The following is a 19,670-nucleotide window of genomic DNA, read 5'->3' as shown; positions in this document are numbered from 1 at the left end:
ACATATGTAGCCGGTTACCCGGCGGTTTCGAACCTGTGACCAACGGGAATGAGGCATGAGCGTCGCCGGGCAACGAAGCCCGATCAAGTGACGGGTCGCCGGAGCCCCGCAGACCCTCCGGACCATCCGATCCGTCCCCGCGGGACAGTCCCTGTCGCCGCACCCCACAGATGAACCGGACAGCACCGCTCCGTGTCGGTGATGTCCGCATGTTGGAATGCGCTATCCACTTATCGAGAAGCCGTCCATCATGTAACCTGCACCAAATTTCGCGGAGGGCCAACGTCGTCCCTCGGCAGTTGCATATGCCACGACGACGACGGGAGAGCCGATGCGTTCCGACGCCTGGTCGCCCATGGACGGTCGCCCCGCTCCTCAGGGGATGTACGACCCCCGCAACGAACACGACGCCTGCGGTGTCGGGTTCGTGGCCACCCTCACCGGTGTGGCCAGCCACGCGCTGGTCGAGCAGGCGCTCACCGTACTGCGCAACCTCGAGCACCGCGGCGCCACCGGCTCCGAGCCCGACTCCGGCGACGGCGCCGGCATCCTGCTCCAGGTCCCCGACGCCTTCCTCCGCGAGGTCGCCGGGTTCGAGCTGCCCGAGGCGGGCGCGTACGCCGTGGGCATCGCCTTCCTCCCCGAGGACGGCACCGACGAGACCGCCGCGAGGATCGGGGAGATCGCCGCCGAAGAGGGCCTCACCGTCCTCGGCTGGCGCGCCGTCCCCGTCACCCCCGAGCTGCTCGGCGCCTCCGCCCGCTCCACCATGCCGGTCTTCCGCCAGCTCTTCGTGGCCGACGCCGACGGCGCCGCCACCGGCATCGCGCTCGACCGCAAGGCCTTCGTCCTGCGCAAGCGCGCCGAGCGCGAGGCGGCGACCTACTTCCCGTCGCTCTCCGCCCGCACCCTCGTCTACAAGGGGATGCTCACCACCGGTCAGCTGGAGCCCTTCTTCCCGGACCTGTCGGACCGCCGCTGCGCCACCGCCGTGGCCCTGGTCCACTCCCGGTTCTCCACCAACACCTTCCCGAGCTGGCCGCTCGCCCACCCGTACCGCTTCGTCGCCCACAACGGCGAGATCAACACGGTCAAGGGCAACCGCAACTGGATGACCGCCCGCGAGGCGCAGCTCTCCTCCGACGTCTTCGGCGCGGGCTCGCTGGACCGGATCTTCCCGGTCTGCACCCCCGACGCCTCCGACTCGGCCTCCTTCGACGAGGTCCTGGAGCTGCTCCACCTCGGCGGCCGTTCCCTGCCCCACGCGGTCCTGATGATGGTCCCGGAGGCGTGGGAGAACCACGAGACGATGGAACCGGCCCGCCGCGCCTTCTACCAGTACCACTCCACGATGATGGAGCCCTGGGACGGCCCGGCGTGCGTCACCTTCACCGACGGCGTCCAGGTCGGCGCGGTCCTCGACCGCAACGGTCTGCGCCCCGGCCGCTACTGGGTCACCGACGAGGGCCTCGTCGTCCTCTCCTCCGAGGTCGGCGTCCTCGACATCGACCCCTCCAGGGTCGTCCGCAAGGGCCGCCTCCAGCCCGGCAAGATGTTCCTCGTCGACACCGCCGAGCACCGCATCGTCGAGGACGACGAGATCAAGGCCGCCCTCGCCGCCGAGCAGCCCTACGAGGAGTGGCTGGAGACCGGCGAGATCGAGCTCTCCGACCTCCCCGAGCGCGAGCACATCGTGCACACCCACTCCTCGGTCACCCGCCGCCAGCAGACCTTCGGCTACACCGAGGAAGAGCTGCGCGTCATCCTCGCGCCGATGGCCCGCACCGCGGGCGAGCCCCTCGGCTCCATGGGCACGGACTCGCCGATCGCGGCCCTCTCGGCCCGCCCCCGGCTGCTCTTCGACTACTTCACCCAGCTCTTCGCGCAGGTCACGAACCCGCCGCTGGACGCGATCCGCGAAGAGCTGGTGACCTCGCTGCGCTCCTCCCTCGGCCCCCAGGGCAACCTCCTGGAGCCCACCGCCGGATCGTGTCGCAGCGTCACCCTGACCTTCCCGGTGATCGACAACGACGAGCTGGCCAAGCTCGTCCACATCAACGCCGACGGCGACATGCCCGGCATGAAGGCCGCGACGCTCTCCGGCCTCTACCGGGTCTCCGGCGGCGGCGAGGCCCTCGCCGCCCGCATCGACGCCATCTGCGCCGAGGCCGACACCGCGATCGAGGGCGGCGCCCGCATCGTCGTGCTCTCCGACCGGCACTCCGACGCCGAGCACGCCCCGATCCCCTCGCTGCTGCTCACCGCCGCCGTCCACCACCACCTCATCCGCACCAAGCAGCGGACCAAGGTGGGCCTCCTCGTCGAGGCGGGAGACGTCCGCGAGGTCCACCACGTCGCCCTGCTCATCGGCTACGGCGCCGCCGCCGTCAACCCGTACCTCGCCATGGAGTCCGTCGAGGACCTGGTCCGCGCCGGGACGTTCATCGAGGGCATGGAGCCCGAGCAGGCCATCCGGAACCTGATCTACGCCCTCGGCAAGGGCGTCCTCAAGGTCATGTCCAAGATGGGCATCTCCACGGTCGCCTCCTACCGGGGCGCCCAGGTCTTCGAGGCCATCGGCCTCGACGAGACCTTCGTCGCCACCTACTTCCAGGGCACCGCCACCAAGATCGGCGGCGCCGGGCTCGACGTCGTCGCCAAGGAGGTGGCCGCCCGCCACGCCAAGGCGTACCCCGTCTCCGGCGTCCCCTCGGCGCACCGCGCCCTGGACATCGGCGGCGAGTACCAGTGGCGCCGCGAGGGCGAGCCGCACCTGTTCGACCCGGACACCGTCTTCCGCCTCCAGCACGCCACGCGCGCCAGGCGGTACGACATCTTCAAGAAGTACACGGACCGGGTGAACGAGCAGTCCGAGCGGCTGATGACGCTGCGCGGCCTCTTCGGCCTCGACTCCGGCCGCCCCTCGATCTCCGTCGACGAGGTCGAGCCGGTCTCCGAGATCGTCAAGCGGTTCTCCACCGGCGCCATGTCGTACGGCTCCATCTCCCGCGAGGCCCACGAGACCCTCGCCGTCGCCATGAACCAGCTGGGAGCCAAGTCCAACACCGGTGAGGGCGGCGAGGACCCGGACCGCCTCTACGACCCGGCCCGCCGCTCCGCGATCAAGCAGGTCGCCTCCGGCCGCTTCGGCGTCACCAGCGAGTACCTGGTCAACGCCGACGACATCCAGATCAAGATGGCCCAGGGCGCCAAGCCCGGCGAGGGCGGCCAGCTGCCCGGCCACAAGGTCTACCCATGGGTCGCGAAGACGCGTCACTCGACGCCCGGCGTCGGCCTCATCTCGCCGCCGCCGCACCACGACATCTACTCCATCGAGGACCTCGCCCAGCTCATCCACGACCTCAAGAACGCCAACCCGGTCGCCCGCATCCATGTGAAGCTGGTCTCCGAGGTCGGCGTCGGCACGGTCGCCGCCGGTGTCTCCAAGGCCCACGCGGACGTCGTCCTCATCTCCGGCCACGACGGCGGTACGGGCGCCTCCCCGCTCACCTCGCTCAAGCACGCGGGCGGCCCCTGGGAGCTGGGCCTCGCCGAGACCCAGCAGACCCTGCTGCTCAACGGGCTGCGCGACCGGATCGTCGTCCAGACCGACGGCCAGCTCAAGACCGGCCGGGACGTCGTCATCGCCGCGCTGCTCGGCGCCGAGGAGTTCGGTTTCGCGACCGCGCCGCTCGTCGTCTCCGGCTGCGTCATGATGCGCGTCTGCCACCTGGACACCTGCCCGGTCGGCATCGCCACCCAGAACCCGGTCCTGCGCGACCGCTTCTCCGGCAAGCCCGAGTTCGTCGTCAACTTCTTCGAGTTCATCGCCGAAGAGGTCCGCGAGATCCTCGCCGAGATGGGCTTCCGCACCCTGGAGGAGGCCGTCGGCCACGCCGAGTTCCTCGACACCAGCCGCGCGGTCACCCACTGGAAGGCGCAGGGCCTCGACCTGGAACCGCTGTTCCACGTGCCCGAGCTGCCCGAGGGCGCGGTCCGCCACGCCCTCGTCGAGCAGGACCACGGTCTGGCGAAGGCCCTCGACAACCAGCTGATCGAGCTGGCCGCCGAGGCCCTGAACGCGGCCTCCGCCGAGGAGGCCCAGCCGGTCCGCGCCCAGGTCGCCATCCGCAACATCAACCGCACGGTCGGCACGATGCTCGGCCACCACGTGACGAAGCGGTTCGGCGGCGCCGGTCTCCCGGCCGACACCATCGACATCACCTTCACCGGCTCCGCGGGCCAGTCGTTCGGCGCCTTCCTGCCGAGCGGTGTCACCCTCCGCCTGGAGGGCGACGCCAACGACTACGTCGGCAAGGGCCTCTCCGGCGGCCGGGTCGTGGTCCGCCCCGACCGGGGCGCCGAGCACCTCGCCGAGTACTCCACCATCGCGGGCAACACCATCGGCTACGGCGCGACCGGCGGCGAACTCTTCCTCCGCGGCCGTACCGGCGAGCGCTTCTGCGTCCGCAACTCCGGCGCCCTGGTCGTCTCGGAGGGCGTGGGCGACCACGGCTGCGAGTACATGACCGGCGGTACGGCCGTCGTCCTCGGCGAGACCGGCCGCAACTTCGCGGCGGGCATGTCCGGCGGCGTCGCCTATGTCGTCGACCTCGACCGGGACAACGTCAACTCCGGCAACCTGGGCGCGATCGAAGCCCCGTCGGACGCCGACAAGGACTGGCTGCACGACGTCGTGCGCCGCCACCACGAGGAGACCGGCTCCACGGTCGCCGAGAAGCTGCTGGCCGGCTGGGACACGAACGCGGACCGGTTCAGCAAGATCATCCCCACCACGTACAAGGCCGTGCTCGCCGCCAAGGACGCCGCTGAGCTCGCCGGTCTCTCCGAGGCCGAGACCACCGAGAAGATGATGGAGGCGGCGACCCATGGCTGACCCCAAGGGCTTCCTGACCACCGGCCGCGAAGTCGCCAGGACCCGTCCGGTGGGCGAGCGCCTCAGGGACTGGAACGAGGTCTACGTTCCCGGTTCCCTGCTGCCGATCATCAGCAAGCAGGCAGGCCGCTGCATGGACTGCGGCATCCCGTTCTGCCACAACGGCTGTCCCCTCGGGAACCTCATCCCCGAGTGGAACGACTACGCCTACCGCGAGGACTGGACGGCGGCGTCGGAACGGCTCCACGCCACCAACAACTTCCCGGAGTTCACCGGCCGCCTCTGCCCCGCCCCGTGCGAGGCCGCGTGCGTGCTCGGCATCAACCAGCCGGCCGTCACCATCAAGAACGTCGAAGTCTCCATCATCGACAAGGCGTGGGACGGCGGCGACGTCAAGCCGCAGGCACCCGACCGGCTCTCCGGCAAGACCGTCGCCGTCATCGGCTCGGGCCCCGCCGGTCTCGCCGCCGCCCAGCAGCTGACCCGGGCCGGACACACCGTCGCCGTCTACGAGCGCGCGGACCGCGTCGGCGGCCTCCTGCGGTACGGCATCCCCGAGTTCAAGATGGAGAAGCGGCACATCAACCGCCGCATCGAGCAGATGCGCGCGGAGGGCACCAAGTTCCGCACCGGGGTCGAGATCGGCCGCGACCTGCCCGCCACGGCGCTGCGCAACCGCTACGACGCGGTCGTCGTCGCCGCGGGCGCCACCACCGCCCGCGACCTGCCCGTGCCGGGCCGCGAACTGTCCGGCATCCACCAGGCGATGGAGTACCTGCCGCTGGCCAACAAGGTCGTCGAGGGCGACTTCGTGGCCCCGCCGATCACCGCCGAGGGCAAGCACGTCGTCGTCATCGGCGGCGGCGACACCGGCGCCGACTGCGTCGGCACGGCCCACCGCCAGGGCGCCGCCTCGGTCACCCAGCTGGAGATCATGCCCCGGCCGGGCGAGGAGCGGTCCGCGGGACAGCCCTGGCCGACCTTCCCCATGCTGTACAAGGTCACCTCCGCGCACGAGGAGGGCGGCGAGCGGGTCTACTCCGTCTCCACCACCCACTTCGAGGGCGACGAGGACGGCAACGTGCAGTTCCTCCACCTCGTCGAGGTCGAGTTCGTCGAGGGCAGGCTGACCCAGAAGCCGGGCACCGAGCGCCGCATCCCCGCCCAGCTGGTCACCCTCGCGATGGGCTTCACCGGCACGGACGTGGAGAACGGGCTGGTCGCCCAGTTCGGTCTGGACCTCGACGAGCGCGGCAACATCGCCCGGGACGCGGACTTCGCCACCAACGTCGACGGCGTCTTCGTCGCCGGTGACGCCGGTCGCGGCCAGTCCCTGATCGTCTGGGCCATCGCCGAGGGCCGCTCCGCCGCCCGGGGCGTGGACCGCTACCTGACCGGAGCCAGCTCCCTGCCGGCCCCGATCCGCCCGACGGACCGCTCCCTCACGGTCTGACCCCCCGAGAACGTCCCGTACAACGACGTACGGAACTGAGCACGGCGCCCCCCGAATGTCCCCGACCGGACGACTGGGCGGGCGCCGTGGCGCGTCCGGGCGCGGGAGTGCGGCGCCCTCGCCGTTCTGCGGGGTCGGGCGGGGTGCCACGGCCGGTACGGCGGAAGCGGGGGAGGGTGCCGTACCGGGGTGGGGTGGGTGTCGCTACTCGGGTCCGCCCGCCGGGACGGGTTGTTCCGGTGAGTCGAGCCAGGGCGTCTCTCCCGTGGTGGTCAGGGTGAGTCCGAACCGCTCGGGACCGGGTCGGTCGTGCAGCAGCCACCAGGCGTACGCGGCTTCCACTTCGTTCCACAGGCGGCGGGGGCCGTGCTGCCAGACGGTGAACCGGTTCTCGTTCTTTCCGTCGAAGTCCACGGCGGCCCATGACGTGGCGTCGGTGGTGGCGACCCACAGCCGGGTTTCCACCCCGTCCACGCCGGGGTTCTCGTGCCACGTGTGCCACACGTCCCGGAGTTGCAGGCCGAGGGCGAATTGCGCGTTGAGATCGTCACGGGCCACGTCCCAGGGGGCCCGTGACGTCTCGGACTCGTCGGGCTGGTGCTCGTCGCGCACGACGTCCCGGAACAGCCGCAGGTGCGCGCGCTGGTTCCGCATGAGCATGAACGCCGAGTGGGGGGAGAACGGCCCTGACGCCGACGTGCCCGTGTCGTCCACGGTGAGGCGGAGCAGCCCGTAGCAGGTCCACGGCGTGTCCCACGGGGTGAGGATGACGCCCCCCGGCTTCACCTGCGTGAGCCACGGACGGGGGACGGTCCGCACGGCGCAGGTGGCGATGAGCCGGTCGTACGGGGCGTCGGCCGCGTACCCCTCCGCCCCGTCCCCGGCGACGACGGCCGCGCCGAGCCCTTCCGCGCGCAGCCGGTCACGGGCCTCCGCCGCGAGAGCGGCATCGACTTCCACGCTCGTCACCTTGCCCGCTCCGGCGATGTAGGCCAGCAACCCGGCATTCCACCCGGTCCCCGTGCCGATCTCCAGGACCCTGTGTCCGGGCCGCACGTCCAGCATGTTCAACATCCGGAACACGATCTCCGGGGCGCTCGCGGAGCTGGACGGCCACCGGTCCCCGTCCCCGGGGTCCTCGCCGTCGTTGACCTGGGTCACGGCGGGTGCGTCGGCGTACGCGGCACGCAGCCACGCTTCCGGGGACTCCGCCCGGTCGCACACCTCGTACCCGTCGCCGACCCAGATCCGGGGAGGGAGGAACCGATGTCGCCGGACCGCCCATGCGGCCCCGACCGTCTGCGGGTCCAGCGCCCCGAGTTCCCCGCTCACCTCATCGAGAAGCGCGCGCAGCAGGATTCCGCTCGAATCACTCGAATCAGAGGTCACTGCTTCTCTTCCTTCCGGTGCTTCGGCGGGTCCTGCGGCTTGTTCGTGTCCGGACTCGGCTTCGCCGTACTCGGATCCCTGTCCCCACTGTGCTTCCCGTCGCCACCGCTCGCGCCGCTGCCAGTTCCCCAACCCATGAGGGTGTCCTCTCGTCGGTTCTCTCGTCGGCCCCGGACCCGGGCGGGTACGGGGAAGTGTGCTCGGCCCGTCGCTCCGTCAGGCCGAGGACCGCACCCGTCGGACCGCCGACCGTGATCTGTACGGGCGGTCCCGGAGAATCCCCGGGTGCGGGGGTGGTGCCCCGCCCCGGCCACAGAGCGGATCGCGGTCCCCGTGCTGTCCTTCTGTCCGGGGACCTTGTGGCGGGGGCGGGAGATCAGGGGGTGCTCGCGTACGGGGGCGCCGCGAGAGTGCCGACGCGATGTGCCACCGGGGACGGAGGGGCCCGGACGTCCTCGGTGCGCGCGGTGCTGAGCCAGATGCTCAGGACGTAGGTGCAGTCCCGGTCGGCGAACTCCGTACGGAACGGCTGACGGGCCCGCAGGGTCTCCCGGGCGTACGCCTCCGCGTCGTCGCTCACTGCCCAACTCCGCATTTCCTCGCAGCAGTTGTGATCAGGAGGGGTCAGGCAGTAGGTGAGGGGTGGGAGCCAGTCCACCTGCGACGGGTCGGGGTCGAGCCGGTCGGCCAGCCGCAGGGCCTCGCCCCGGAGCCAGCGCAGGACGAGCTTGGGGGAGATGCTCTCGAACGAGGCCAGGCTGTACGTCGTGGGAAGCCAGGTCCCGGCGACGGGCCCCACCGCGTACACCTCGGCGACGTAGGCGGGCAGTATCACCGTCCATGGGCCCGTCACGGCCCCTCCCTCCGGACCGGCGTGATCAGCAGGCGGATGCTCGCCCACTCCTCGGCGGTCGGCCTCCGCACGCAGGCGGCCGGCGCGGACCACTCCGCGCCACCGCCGGGCCGACGCAGGGTCAACGTCCCGTCGGTCAGGCCGAACACCCGGCCGAACCGGCGATTCCGCTCGTCCACCACGAAGGACCCGAGGAGGTGCGGGGGCGCCTCCTCCTGTGCGTCCGCATCACCGTGATCAAGCACGCGCTCGCTCCTCTCCGTAGCGATTCCGCTACCAGGGGTCGCCAGCGTGGCCTAGAGTCTGGATCCTTTCAACATGTCAGAAGCGCACGACAGGTTGGTGATGACCGGTGAACCGCAAGGATCTGAACCCCGATGCCTCGCCCCAGGCGGCCTTCGGGGCCCGCTTGCGCAGGGTGAGGGAGGAGAAGGGGTGGCCGCAGGAGGATCTGGGCGGGCGGATGGAGTATTCCGGGACGCACGTCTCGGCTGTCGAAACCGGGCGCAAGCTGCCGACCTTGCGGTTCGCGCGGAGAGCGGACACCGCCCTGGAGACCGGCAACTCGTTCGAGCAGGAGTGGCGCGAGATGCGTCAGGGGTCCCTGCTGGAAGGGTTCCCCGAGTATCTGGAGTACGAGGCGCGGGCGGTCGAGATCCGGCTGTACGAAGTCGGAGTCGTCCCCGGCCTGTTGCAGACGTCGGAGTACGCGGCGACCCTGGAGGCCGATGCGGTACGGCGTGCCGCCGCCACACAGGCCCAGGCCGACGAGCGCGTGGCCCTGGTCGAGGAGCGGCAGGCGTCGCTCGCACGGTCACCGGCCCCGCTGCTCTTCGTGGTGCTGGACGAGAGCTGCATCCGGCGTCCCATGGGTCCGCCGCGCGTCATGGCCGCCCAGCTAGCCCGCCTGCTCGACATCGCGGAACAGCCGAACACGCTCCTGCAGGTCGCTCCCTTCGCGATGGGCGCCCGTCGGCCCTTCACCCTGCCGATCACGATCCTGACCATGCGGGACCGTGCGCTCATGGCCTACGCGGAATCGGCTCAACGCGGCCATCTGGATCGGGAAATCCCTTCGGTCGTCCCCACGCTGACCGCCTACCATCACCTACAGGCTGAGTCGCTCACCCGGGCGGAGTCCGTGGCCATGATCGAAGACGTACGAAAGGGAATGCAGTGATCGAACTTCCCCCACGTTGGTTCGCGTCCTCGTACAGCGGACAGGGAGGCCAGTGCGTGGAAGTCACCACCCACCTCGTGGCCACGCGGGGCGTCGTCCCCGTCCGGGACTCGAAGAACCCCACGGGCCCCGTCCTCACGCTCTCCGCCGCCGCGTTCACGACGTTCGTCGCGGGCGTCACCGAGGACCGGAAGGCCCGGTAGGGCGATCCCGTCCTGCCCCGGCCAGGGAGTGGGACTCGGCAGCGGCCTACCACCAGTCGTAGGCCGAATCTCTCTCCCAGAGCGCGACGGTTGACATGATCCGCAAGCTGCGAAAGGGCTACCCGTGACCGAGGATCCGCAGTGGTTGAAGTCCTCCTACAGCGACACCGGTGGTAACTGCGTGGAGGTCGCCCCCACCATGGCGCCGACCCTCGGCCTGGTTCCCGTCCGCGACTCGAAGGCCCCGAACGGTCCCGCCCTGGGCATATCTGCCGGTGCGTTCTCCGCGTTCATCGAGAGCGTCAAGGGCGGACGGCTCGGCGTCTGAAACGCGAAGTCCTGTCCCCGGCCAGGGAGCAAGGGGGCTCCCTCCGGCGGGAAACCCGGTGGCCTCCGCAGGGCCGGGCCGGGGAGCATGGCGCCATGACCTCTCTCGTACGCCATGTGACCATCGACTGCGCCGACGCCCACACACTGGCGTCCTTCTGGGCGGAGGCCCTGGACGCCCGGCTGTCCGACGACGACCTGCCCGGGGACCCGGAGGCGCTCGTCGAGACGCCCGGCGCGAACCTGCTCTTCATCCAGGTCCCCGAGCCGAAGGCCGTCAAGAACCGCGTCCACCTCGACCTCCAGCCGCAGGACCGCACCCGGGACGAGGAGGTCGACCGGCTGATCGGCCTCGGCGCCGCCCTCCTCGACGACCGCCGGAACCCGGACGGCACCGGCTGGGTGACCCTGGCCGATCCCGAAGGGAACGAATTCTGCGTCGAGCGCAGCCAGGCGGAGCGCGTCACCACCTCCTGAGCCGCCGACGTCCGCGCCTGTCCGGAGCAATCCGGACAGGAGATGTCGGGTATCCGGTGTTTCCTGGACGCATGGGAGACACCGGACACACCACCACCTGGCCGTCCTTCGAGGCCGCCGAACCCGGCTTCGCGACGACCGTCCGCGAGCGCTTCGGGCAGTACACCCACCACGCCCTCGCCACCCTCCGCGCCGACGGCTCGCCCCGGCTCAGCGGCATCGAGGCGGACTTCCGCTCCGGCGAACTGTGGCTCGGCATGATGCCGAACTCCCGCAAGGCCCTCGACCTGCGCCGCGACCCCCGCCTCTCGCTGCTCGCCAACCCCGGCGACGGCACCGGCATGGGCGGCGGGGACGTCCGGGTCTCCGGACGCGCCGTCGAGATCACCGACCCCGGAGCCCTGGCGCGGTACGCGGCCGAGGCGGGCGCGCCCCAGCCGTTCCACCTCTTCCGGGTGGAGCCGTCCGAGGTCGTACGGACCTCGGTCGAGGGCGAGGAACTCGTCCTGCGGATCTGGACCCCCGGCCGCCCGGCCCGCACCCTGCGGCGCGGCAACGACGAGTCGCCGCCGCGCCGGGAGTCATGAGCCGGTGCCCCGGTACGCGCCGAGGACGGCGGCCCGGCAGGACGCCGGGTCGCCCCAGGCGTCCCGCAGCGGCCGGGCCTTGCGCAGCCACAGGGACAGGTCCAGCTCCTCGGTGTAGCCGATCGCGCCGTGGATCTGGAGGGCGGTACGGGCCGCCGCGTACCCCGCCTCGCCCGCGGTGACCTTCGCCGCGGCCAGCTCCCCGTCCACGGTGAGCCCGGAGGCGGAGGCGGGCGGCCCGGCCGCGCCCTCCGCCTCCCCCCACCACCCGTCCTCCCGTTCCGCCGCCGCCAGACCCACCGCGGCCCCGAACAGCAGCGGCCGGGCGAACTCCAGGGCGAGCAGCGTGTCGGCCAAGCGGTGCTTGACCGCCTGGAACGTGCCGATCGAGGCCCCGAACTGGGTGCGCCCGAGGGCGTACTCCACCGTCCTGTCCAGCAGGGTCAGACCCACGCCCAGCGACTGCGCGGCCGTCGCCAGCGCCGCCCACCGCCGGGCGCGGTGCGCCGCCGCCACCACCGCCGGGCCCCGCGCGAGGAGTTCCCCGCCGGGCGCGGGCCGGGCCAGCCTGCGGGCCGGATCGGCGGAGACCCGGACCGGCCCGTGACCGGGCGCCCGCCACAGCTCCTCGCCCCGCACGACAAGCACGAGACCGGCCCGGTCCGCGTCCAGCGCGCGCGCCGCCCGGCCCGTCCCGGCGTCCGCCACCGCCAGCGTCGCGGTCCGCCCGCCCGAGGCCAGGGCGGGCAGCAGCCGCTTCGCCGGGTCCGGCGCGCCCCGCCGGGCCAGCTCGCCGAGCAGGGCCGCCGCCGCGACCGTCTCGGCCACCGGACCCGGCACCGCGTGCCGCCCCAGCTCCACGAAGGCGTGCGCGAGCTCCACCGGCAGCGGCCCCACGCCCTCGTACGCCTCCGGCACCGCGAGCGCCCACACCCCCGCCTCCGCGAGCCGCCCCCACAGGGCCAGACCCGGCCCCGGATCGCCGCCCGCCCACGCGCGGACCACCGCCGGAGTGTCCGAGGCACCCAGCATCGCGTCCAGGGAACGGACGAACGCCCGCTGCTCACCGGTCGGCAGAAAGGCCATCAGCGGCGCCCCTTCGGGAGGCCGAGCAGCCGCTCGGCGATGATGTCGCGCTGGATCTCGTTCGTCCCCGCGTACAGCGGGCCCGCGAGGGCGAAGACGTACCCCTCCGCCCACGGCCCGTCCGCCAGTTCGCCCTCCGCGCCCAGCAGATCGAGCGCCGTCTCGTGCAGCGCGAGGTCGTACTCCGACCAGAAGACCTTGTTGAGGCTGGACTCCGCCCCCGCCGGGGCACCCGCCGCGAGCCGGGCCGCCGCGCCCGCCGTGAACAGCCGGTACGCCCGCGCCCCGATCACCGCGTCCGCCACCCGGTCCCGCAGCGCCGAGTCCGCCGGATCGCCCTCCGCCCGCCACAGCCGGACGAGCCGGTCGGCGGCGGCGAGGAACCTGCCGGGGGAGCGGAGCATCAGACCGCGCTCGTTGCCGGTGGTGGACATCGCGATCCGCCAGCCCTGCCCCGGCTCCCCGATCACGTCCTCGTCGGGTACGAAGACCTCGTCGAGGAACAGCTCGGCGAAGGCCGGTTTCCCGTCGAGCCTGCCGATCGGCCGCACGGTCACGCCCGGCGCCCGCAGATCGAACATGAGGTACGTGAGCCCCCGGTGCGGCGCCGCCGCCGGATCGCTGCGGAAGATGCCGAAGGCCCGGTCGGCGAAGGCGGCCCGGGACGACCAGGTCTTCTGCCCGGACAGCAGCCAGCCGCCGTCCGCGCGCACCGCCCGGGAGGTGAGCGCCGCCAGATCGGACCCGGCCCCCGGCTCGGACCACGCCTGCGCCCAGACCGTCGCGCCGGTCGCCATCGACGGCAGCACCCGGGCGCGCTGCTCGGCGGTGCCGTGGTCGAAGAGGGTGGGGGCGAGGAGCTGCACGCCGTTCTGCGAGACCCGGCCGGGCGCCCGGGCCGCCCAGTACTCCTCCTCGAAGGCCAGCCACCGGTCGAGGCCGACGCCCCGGCCCCCGTACTCCTCGGGCCAGGAGACCACCGACCAGCGGGCGGCGGCCAGTTCGGCCTCCCAGGCGCGATGGGCGGCGAAGCCCTCGGCCGTCTCCAGGGAGGGCAGCGGGACGGCGGGCACGCGCGCCCGCAGCCACTCCCGCGCCTCCGCCCGGAACTCCTCCTCGGCCCGTGTGCACGAGAGGTCCATCGGTCACCCCGCCCTCACCCGTTCCCTAACAAGTGTTTGGTAGGTTAACGTACGGCCATGAGCAGCGTCGAGAAGTTCCGGACGGAGATACGGGGCTGGCTGAAGACCCATCTCAGCGGCTCCTTCGGCGCCCTCCGGGGCCGTGGCGGACCCGGCCGCGAGCACGAGGTCTTCGCCGAACGGCTCGCCTGGGAACGGCACATGGCCGACCACGGCTGGACCTGCGTCGGCTGGCCGGAGGAGTACGGCGGACGCGGCGCGAGCATCGAGCAGCAGATCGCCTTCCACGAGGAGTACGCCCTCGCCGACGCCCCCGCCCGCGTCAACCACATCGGCGAACAGCTCCTCGGCCCCACCCTCATCGACCACGGCACCGAGGAACAGAAGGCCCGCTTCCTGCCCCCGGTCCGCGCCGCCCGGGAACTCTGGTGCCAGGGCTACAGCGAACCCGACGCGGGATCCGACCTCGCCGCCGTCCGCACCCGCGCGACCCTGGAGGACGGCCGGTGGGTGGTGAACGGCCAGAAGATCTGGACCTCCCTCGCCCACGAGGCCCAGTGGTGCTTCGTCCTCGCCAGGACCACCCCCGGCTCCCGGCGGCACGCCGGACTCTCCTACCTCCTCGTCCCGCTGGACCAGCCGGGCGTCGACATCCGGCCCATCGTCCAGCTCACCGGCACCAGCGAGTTCAACGAGGTCTTCTTCGACGGCGCCACCACCGAAGCGGCCCATGTCGTCGGCGCCCCCGGCGACGGCTGGCGGATCGCCATGGCCACCCTCGGCTACGAGCGGGGCGTCTCCACCCTCGGCCAGCAGGTCGGCTTCCGCCGCGAACTCGACGCCCTCGTCGCCCTCGCCCGCCGCAACGGCGCCGCCGCCGACCCCGCCGTCCGCGACCGCCTCGTCCACGCCTGGGCCGGACTCGAAGCCCTGCGCGCCGGAGCCCTGTGCGGCACCGACCCCTCCGCCGCCAAGCTCGGCTGGTCCCACTGGCACCGCGACCTCGGCGAACTCGCCCTGGAGATTGGCGGCCCCGCCGCCACCCTCGCCACCGCCGCCCCCTACGAACTCGACGACCGGCAGCGCCTGTTCCTCTTCTCCCGCGCCGACACCGTCTACGCCGGATCCAGCGAGATCCAGCGGAACATCATCGCCGAGCGGGTGCTCGGCCTCCCGAAGGAGCCGCGGCCGTGACCCCGAGACAGCCCCCGCCCCCCTACGAACCCGGCCACGGCCTCCTCACCGGCCGCACCGCCGTCGTCACCGCCGCCGCCGGAGCCGGCATCGGCGGCGCCACCGCCCGCCGCCTCCTCGAAGAAGGCGCCCGCGTCCTCCTCAGCGACGCCCACACCCGGCGCCTCAAGGAGACCGAGACCGCCCTCGCCGCCGAGTTCGGCCCCGGGGCCGTCGCCGCCCAGCCGTGCGACGTCACCGACGAGACCCAGGTCCAGGCCCTCCTCGACACCGCCGTACGCCTCCACGGACGCCTCGACGTCCTCGTCAACAACGCCGGACTCGGCGGCACCGCCGAGCTCGCCGACATGACCGACGACCAGTGGGACCGCGTCCTCGGCGTCACCCTCGGCGGCACCTTCCGCTGCACCCGCGCCGCGCTGCGCCGCTACCGCGCGTCCGGCACCGGAGGCGTCGTCGTCAACAACGCCTCCGTCGTCGGCTGGCGCGCCCAGGCGGGACAGTCCCACTACGCCGCAGCCAAGGCCGGGGTCATGGCCCTCACCCGCTGCGCCGCCGTCGAGGCCGCCGCGTACGGCGTCCGCGTCAACGCAGTCTCCCCGTCCCTCGCCCTCCACCCCCACCTGGCCAAGGTCACCACCGCCGAACTCCTCGACGAACTCACCGAGCGGGAGGCCTTCGGGCGCTACGCCGAACCCTGGGAGGTCGCCAACGTCATCGTCTTCCTCGCCTCCGGCTACTCCTCCTACATGACCGGCGAGACGGTCTCCGTCAGCAGCCAGCACCCGTAGGACCAGAATGGAGGCGTGCCGACCACCGACAAGAAGAACCAGCCGACGGGCGACCGGGGCGACCTCAGCGACCGGAGCGGTCGCGGCGACCGCGGCGACGCGGGCGGGCCGACGACCGGCGGGAAGAAGCGGATGAACGCCGCCGCGCCCGAACGGCGCCGCGAACTGCTCGACACCGCCGCCGAGGTCTTCGCCGCCCAGGGATACAACGCCACCACCGTCCGCAAGATCGCGGACGCCGCCGGAATGCTCGCCGGCAGCCTCTACTACCACTTCGACTCCAAGGAGTCGATGCTCGACGAGATCCTCTCCACCTTCCTGACCGAGCTCTGGCAGGGGTACGACACCGTCCTCGACGCCGGACTCGGCCCCCGCGAGACCATCGAGGCCCTCGTCACCGAGTCCTTCCGGGAGATCGACCGGCACCGCGCCGCCGTCGCCATCTACCAGAAGGAGTCCCGGCACCTCACCGACCAGCCCCGCTTCCACTACCTCACCGACTCGCAGCGCAAGTTCGAGAAGGCCTGGCTCGGCACCCTGGAGCGCGGCGTCGCCTCCGGGGCCTTCCGCGCCGACCTCGACGTCCGCCTCACCTACCGGTTCGTCCGCGACACCGTCTGGGTCGCCGCCTCCTGGTACCGGCCGGGCGGACTGCACAGCCCCGAGGAGATCGCCCGCCAGTACCTGTCGATGGTCCTGGACGGGATCGCCGTACGCACCGGACACCCCGCCTGACCCGACCAGGACGATCGGGCGGGCCCCAGCCGTCCCACCGGAGGAGTCGCCATGCCCGAGGCCTACATCGTCGAAGCGGTCCGCACCCCCGTCGGCCGCCGGGGCGGCGGCCTCGCCGCCGTGCACCCGGCCGACCTCGGCGCCCACGCGCTGAAGGAGCTCGTCGCCCGCGCGGGCATCGACCCGGCGGCCGTCGACGACGTCGTCCTCGGCTGCCTCGACACCGTCGGACCGCAGGCGGGCGACATCGCCCGCACGGCCTGGCTGGCCGCCGGGCTCCCCGAGGAGGTCCCCGGCGTCACCGTCGACCGGCAGTGCGGCTCCTCCCAGCAGGCGGTGCACTTCGCCGCCCAGGCCGTCCTCTCCGGCACCCAGGACCTGGTCGTCGCGGGCGGCGTCCAGAACATGTCGATGATCCCCATCGCCTTCGCCTCCCGGCAGGCCGCCGAACCCCTCGGCCTCACCGGCGGCCCCTTCCACGGCAGCGAGGGCTGGCGCGCCCGGTACGGCGACGCGCCCGTCAACCAGTTCCACGGCGCCGAGCTGATCGCCGAGAAGTGGCGGATCACCCGCCGCGACCAGGAGGAGTTCGCCCTGCGCTCGCACCTGCGGGCGCTCCGCGCGATCGACGGGGGCCGCTTCGTACGGGAGACCGTGGCGTACGGGGAGGTCACCGTCGACGAGGGGCCCCGCCGGGACACCAGCGCGGAGAAGATGGCCGGACTGCGGCCCGTCGTCGAGGGCGGCACCATCACCGCCGCCTGCTCCTCCCAGGTCTCCGACGGCGCCGCCGTCCTGCTCCTGGCCGGTGAGCGGGCCGTACGGGAGCACGGGCTCACCCCCCGGGCCCGGATCCACCACCTCTCCGCCCGGGGCGAGGACCCCATCCGGATGCTCTCCGCGCCGATACCGGCGACCGCCCACGCCCTCAAGAAGACCGGACTGACCATCGACGACATCGATCTGGTCGAGATCAACGAGGCCTTCGCGCCGGTCGTCCTCGCCTGGCTCAAGGAGACCGGCGCCGACCCCGACCGGGTCAACGTCAACGGCGGCGCCATCGCCCTGGGCCACCCCCTCGGCGCGACCGGGGCCAGGCTGATGACCTCCCTCCTCCACGAGCTGGAGCGCACGGGCGGCCGGTACGGCCTCCAGACCATGTGCGAGGGCGGCGGCCAGGCGAACGTGACGATCGTCGAACGGCTCTGACGGCCGCCGGTGCGCCCGCGAAGGGCCACGGCGACGGGGCCGCCGCCACCTGCCCGTGACGGGTCGCGCCACCTCGTGACCGACCGCCCGTGACGGGTCGCGCCACCTCGTGACCGACCTGCCCGTGACGGGTCGCGGCACCCCTCGCCGACCGCCCGTGACCGGCCGCCGACGGTCCGTGACCGTCCCGGACGTGTGACCTCGCCCACGTCGCACCGTCCTGGTCAGGTGCGATCCGTCCGGGCATCGGGCGGGCGGGGCGGGAAGGTCCCGAGGCGCACTATTGTTCCGGTAGAGACGTCCGGGGCTCGTGTCGCGTGTTCCGGGTGACACAGCCGGGGCCCGCACCTGCAGGGTGCGGGCCCCGGCTGTGCCGCGAGCACCGGCCAGAAAGGCACGCATGACCCGCTCCGAGCGCCCCCGCAAGCGCAGCCCCCGCCCCGACCGGGCGAATTCCACGTCCCAGCCGAAGGCCTCCCGGGGCGGTCGCCGTCCCACGGCGCCCCCGCCGCCCAGCGAGTTCACGCCGCCGGAGACGGTGACGCCCGCGCTCCCGCCGGTGGCCGCCTTCGCCGACCTCGACATGCCCGAGGCGCTGCTGCGGACCCTGGGCGAGCAGGGAGTCACGGAGCCGTTCCCGATCCAGGCCGCAACCCTGCCGAACTCGCTGGCGGGCCGCGACGTGCTGGGCCGGGGCCGTACCGGCTCCGGCAAGACCCTCGCCTTCGGGCTCGCGCTCCTCGGCCGGACGGCGGGCCGCCGCGCCGAGCCGACCGCGCCGCTCGCCCTGGTCCTGGTGCCCACCCGCGAGCTGGCCCAGCAGGTGACCGACGCGCTCACCCCGTACGCCAACCCGCTGCGGCTGCGGATCGCCACGGTCGTCGGCGGCATGTCGATCACCCGCCAGTCCTCCGCGCTGCGGCGCGGCGTCGAGGTCCTCATCGCCACCCCCGGCCGTCTCCACGACCTGATCGAGCGCGGCGACTGCCGTCTCGACCAGGTCGCCGTGACCGTCCTCGACGAGGCCGACCAGATGGCCGACATGGGGTTCCTGCCGCAGGTCACGAAGCTCCTGAAGCAGGTCGAGCCGGGCGGGCAGCGGCTGCTGTTCTCGGCCACCCTCGACCGGAACATCGACCGGCTGGTCAAGATGTTCCTCGACGACCCGGTCGTGCACTCCGTCGACCCGTCGGCCGGTGCGGTCACCACCATGGAGCACCACGTCCTGTACGTGATGGACGAGACCGACAAGAAGGCCGTCACGCTGCGGATCGCGGCCCGCGACGGCCGGACCATCCTCTTCCTGGACACCAAGCGGTCCGTGGACCGGCTGGTCAAGCGGCTCCTCGCCAACGGCGTACGGGCCTCCGGACTGCACGGCGGCCGTTCGCAGCCGCAGCGCAACCGGACCCTGGACCAGTTCAAGAACGGGCAGGTCACCGCGCTCGTCGCGACGAACGTGGCGGCGCGCGGCATCCACGTCGACGACCTCGACATGGTCGTGAACGTGGACCCGCCGATGGACCACAAGGACTATCTGCACCGGGGCGGCCGTACGGCCCGTGCCGGTGAGTCCGGCAGCGTCTTCACCCTGGTGCTGCCCGAGCAGAAGCGCGACATGGGCCGTCTGATGTCGAACGCGGGCATCAGCCCCCGGACCGCGCAGATCAAGTCCAGCGACGAGCAGCTCGTCGAGCTGACCGGCGCGCGGGAGCCCTCGGGCGTCCCGATCGTCATCGAGACCCCGCAGCCGACCCCGCCGCGCAGGCCCGCGGGCTCCGGCGGCGCGGGCGGTGCCGCCTCCGGCAACCGCCGCCGCCGTCGCCCCGCCACCGGTGGCACCGGCGGCTCCGGCGCGGCCACCGGCCGTACCTCCGGTTCCGCCGGGGGTACGGGACGGGGTACGGGCGGCGGCCGGGGCTCCGCCACGGGCGGCGGGCGCGGCGCGTCCGCGTCGGCCGGTACGGCGCGCGGCGGACGCCCGGCCACGGGCACGGGCCGCTCGCGCGGCGCGGGCGGCGGCTCCCGGCCCTCCCGGCCGAGGCAGTCCGACTCGTAGGCACGAGCACCCGTAGGCACGAGCCACTCGTAGGCACGAGCCATCCGTAGGCACGAGCCACTCGTGAGGGCCCGGCGCGCACCAGGCG

At 72.7% G+C, this 19,670-nt stretch carries 17 protein-coding genes; 12 read left to right on the top strand and 5 right to left on the bottom strand.

The annotated features are described in order from the left end of the window. Positions 1-331: 331 nt before the first annotated feature. Together gltB and ACFXGN_RS08230 are read left to right on the top strand one after the other, a co-directional pair. The gene (gene gltB / locus ACFXGN_RS08235) at positions 332-4,897 is read left to right on the top strand and encodes a glutamate synthase large subunit (protein ID WP_384855092.1); all 4,566 of its coding nucleotides are present in this window, start codon (positions 332-334) and stop codon (positions 4,895-4,897) included. Then, the gene (locus ACFXGN_RS08230) at positions 4,890-6,350 is read left to right on the top strand and encodes a glutamate synthase subunit beta (RefSeq protein WP_384855089.1); all 1,461 of its coding nucleotides are present in this window, start codon (positions 4,890-4,892) and stop codon (positions 6,348-6,350) included. The genes gltB and ACFXGN_RS08230 overlap by 8 nt, the downstream gene beginning before the upstream one ends. 204 nt (positions 6,351-6,554) lie before the next feature. On the opposite strand, the gene ACFXGN_RS08225 is transcribed toward ACFXGN_RS08230, so the two are convergent. The 3 genes from ACFXGN_RS08225 to ACFXGN_RS08215 all read right to left on the bottom strand — a co-directional run bounded on the left by ACFXGN_RS08225 (position 6,555) and on the right by ACFXGN_RS08215 (position 8,837). Beyond that, positions 6,555-7,739 carry a methyltransferase domain-containing protein gene (locus tag ACFXGN_RS08225; RefSeq protein ID WP_384855086.1) on the bottom strand — a complete coding sequence of 395 codons (1,185 nt, stop codon included), beginning with the start codon at positions 7,737-7,739 and terminating at the stop codon, positions 6,555-6,557. A 376-nt stretch (positions 7,740-8,115) separates the two neighbouring features. After that, on the bottom strand, positions 8,116-8,592 hold the full coding sequence (locus ACFXGN_RS08220; protein WP_384855084.1) for a hypothetical protein: 477 nt from the start codon (positions 8,590-8,592) through the stop codon (positions 8,116-8,118). After that, positions 8,589-8,837, bottom strand: a complete 249-nt coding sequence (locus ACFXGN_RS08215; protein ID WP_384855081.1) for a hypothetical protein — start codon at positions 8,835-8,837, stop codon at positions 8,589-8,591. Before ACFXGN_RS08215 ends, ACFXGN_RS08220 begins: the two co-directional genes overlap by 4 nt. A 107-nt stretch (positions 8,838-8,944) precedes the next feature. Here ACFXGN_RS08215 and ACFXGN_RS08210 point away from each other — a divergent pair, with 107 nt between their 5' ends. The 5 genes from ACFXGN_RS08210 (at position 8,945) to ACFXGN_RS08190 (ending at position 11,366) form a co-directional block, all read left to right on the top strand. Then, positions 8,945-9,772: a Scr1 family TA system antitoxin-like transcriptional regulator gene (locus ACFXGN_RS08210; RefSeq protein WP_384855078.1), complete on the top strand. Its 828-nt coding sequence runs from the start codon at positions 8,945-8,947 to the stop codon at positions 9,770-9,772. Next, positions 9,769-9,975: a DUF397 domain-containing protein gene (locus tag ACFXGN_RS08205; RefSeq protein ID WP_384855075.1), complete on the top strand. Its 207-nt coding sequence runs from the start codon at positions 9,769-9,771 to the stop codon at positions 9,973-9,975. The genes ACFXGN_RS08210 and ACFXGN_RS08205 overlap by 4 nt, the downstream gene beginning before the upstream one ends. Before the next feature lie 124 nt (positions 9,976-10,099). Next, entirely contained in the window at positions 10,100-10,303 is a 204-nt protein-coding gene (locus ACFXGN_RS08200) for a DUF397 domain-containing protein (protein ID WP_384855072.1), read from the top strand. Between the two features lie 95 nt (positions 10,304-10,398). Then, positions 10,399-10,779, top strand: coding sequence for a VOC family protein (locus ACFXGN_RS08195; RefSeq protein ID WP_384855070.1), 381 nt, complete (start codon positions 10,399-10,401; stop codon positions 10,777-10,779). A 71-nt stretch (positions 10,780-10,850) separates the two neighbouring features. Beyond that, a complete protein-coding gene (locus tag ACFXGN_RS08190) occupies positions 10,851-11,366 on the top strand; it encodes a pyridoxamine 5'-phosphate oxidase family protein (protein ID WP_384855067.1) in 516 nt (171 codons plus the stop codon). Here ACFXGN_RS08190 and ACFXGN_RS08185 read toward each other — a convergent pair. Both ACFXGN_RS08185 and ACFXGN_RS08180 read right to left on the bottom strand, forming a co-directional pair. Continuing rightward, positions 11,361-12,452, bottom strand: coding sequence for an acyl-CoA dehydrogenase family protein (locus tag ACFXGN_RS08185; protein WP_384855064.1), 1,092 nt, complete (start codon positions 12,450-12,452; stop codon positions 11,361-11,363). The genes ACFXGN_RS08190 and ACFXGN_RS08185 overlap by 6 nt on opposite strands. Further along, a complete protein-coding gene (locus tag ACFXGN_RS08180) occupies positions 12,452-13,594 on the bottom strand; it encodes an acyl-CoA dehydrogenase family protein (RefSeq protein WP_384855061.1) in 1,143 nt (380 codons plus the stop codon). Before ACFXGN_RS08180 ends, ACFXGN_RS08185 begins: the two co-directional genes overlap by 1 nt. Before the next feature lie 57 nt (positions 13,595-13,651). Here ACFXGN_RS08180 and ACFXGN_RS08175 point away from each other — a divergent pair, with 57 nt between their 5' ends. The 5 genes from ACFXGN_RS08175 (at position 13,652) to ACFXGN_RS08155 (ending at position 19,582) form a co-directional block, all read left to right on the top strand. Then, the gene (locus ACFXGN_RS08175; protein ID WP_384855059.1) at positions 13,652-14,788 is read left to right on the top strand and encodes an acyl-CoA dehydrogenase family protein; all 1,137 of its coding nucleotides are present in this window, start codon (positions 13,652-13,654) and stop codon (positions 14,786-14,788) included. Next, a complete protein-coding gene (locus ACFXGN_RS08170; protein ID WP_384855057.1) occupies positions 14,785-15,579 on the top strand; it encodes an SDR family oxidoreductase in 795 nt (264 codons plus the stop codon). Before ACFXGN_RS08175 ends, ACFXGN_RS08170 begins: the two co-directional genes overlap by 4 nt. A 132-nt stretch (positions 15,580-15,711) precedes the next feature. After that, a complete protein-coding gene (locus ACFXGN_RS08165) occupies positions 15,712-16,314 on the top strand; it encodes a TetR/AcrR family transcriptional regulator (protein ID WP_366443118.1) in 603 nt (200 codons plus the stop codon). Between the two features lie 51 nt (positions 16,315-16,365). After that, on the top strand, positions 16,366-17,523 hold the full coding sequence (locus tag ACFXGN_RS08160) for an acetyl-CoA C-acetyltransferase (protein WP_384855054.1): 1,158 nt from the start codon (positions 16,366-16,368) through the stop codon (positions 17,521-17,523). Between the two features lie 400 nt (positions 17,524-17,923). Next, complete coding sequence (locus ACFXGN_RS08155) at positions 17,924-19,582, top strand: DEAD/DEAH box helicase (protein WP_384855051.1); 1,659 nt, start codon at positions 17,924-17,926, stop codon at positions 19,580-19,582. Positions 19,583-19,670: the final 88 nt, after the last annotated feature.

This window comes from Streptomyces sp. NPDC059247, assembly GCF_042754005.1.
GTDB lineage: Bacteria > Actinomycetota > Actinomycetes > Streptomycetales > Streptomycetaceae > Streptomyces.
The sequence above is the reverse complement of the archived record's forward strand: the minus strand, read 5'-3'. Positions and strand labels throughout refer to the sequence as shown.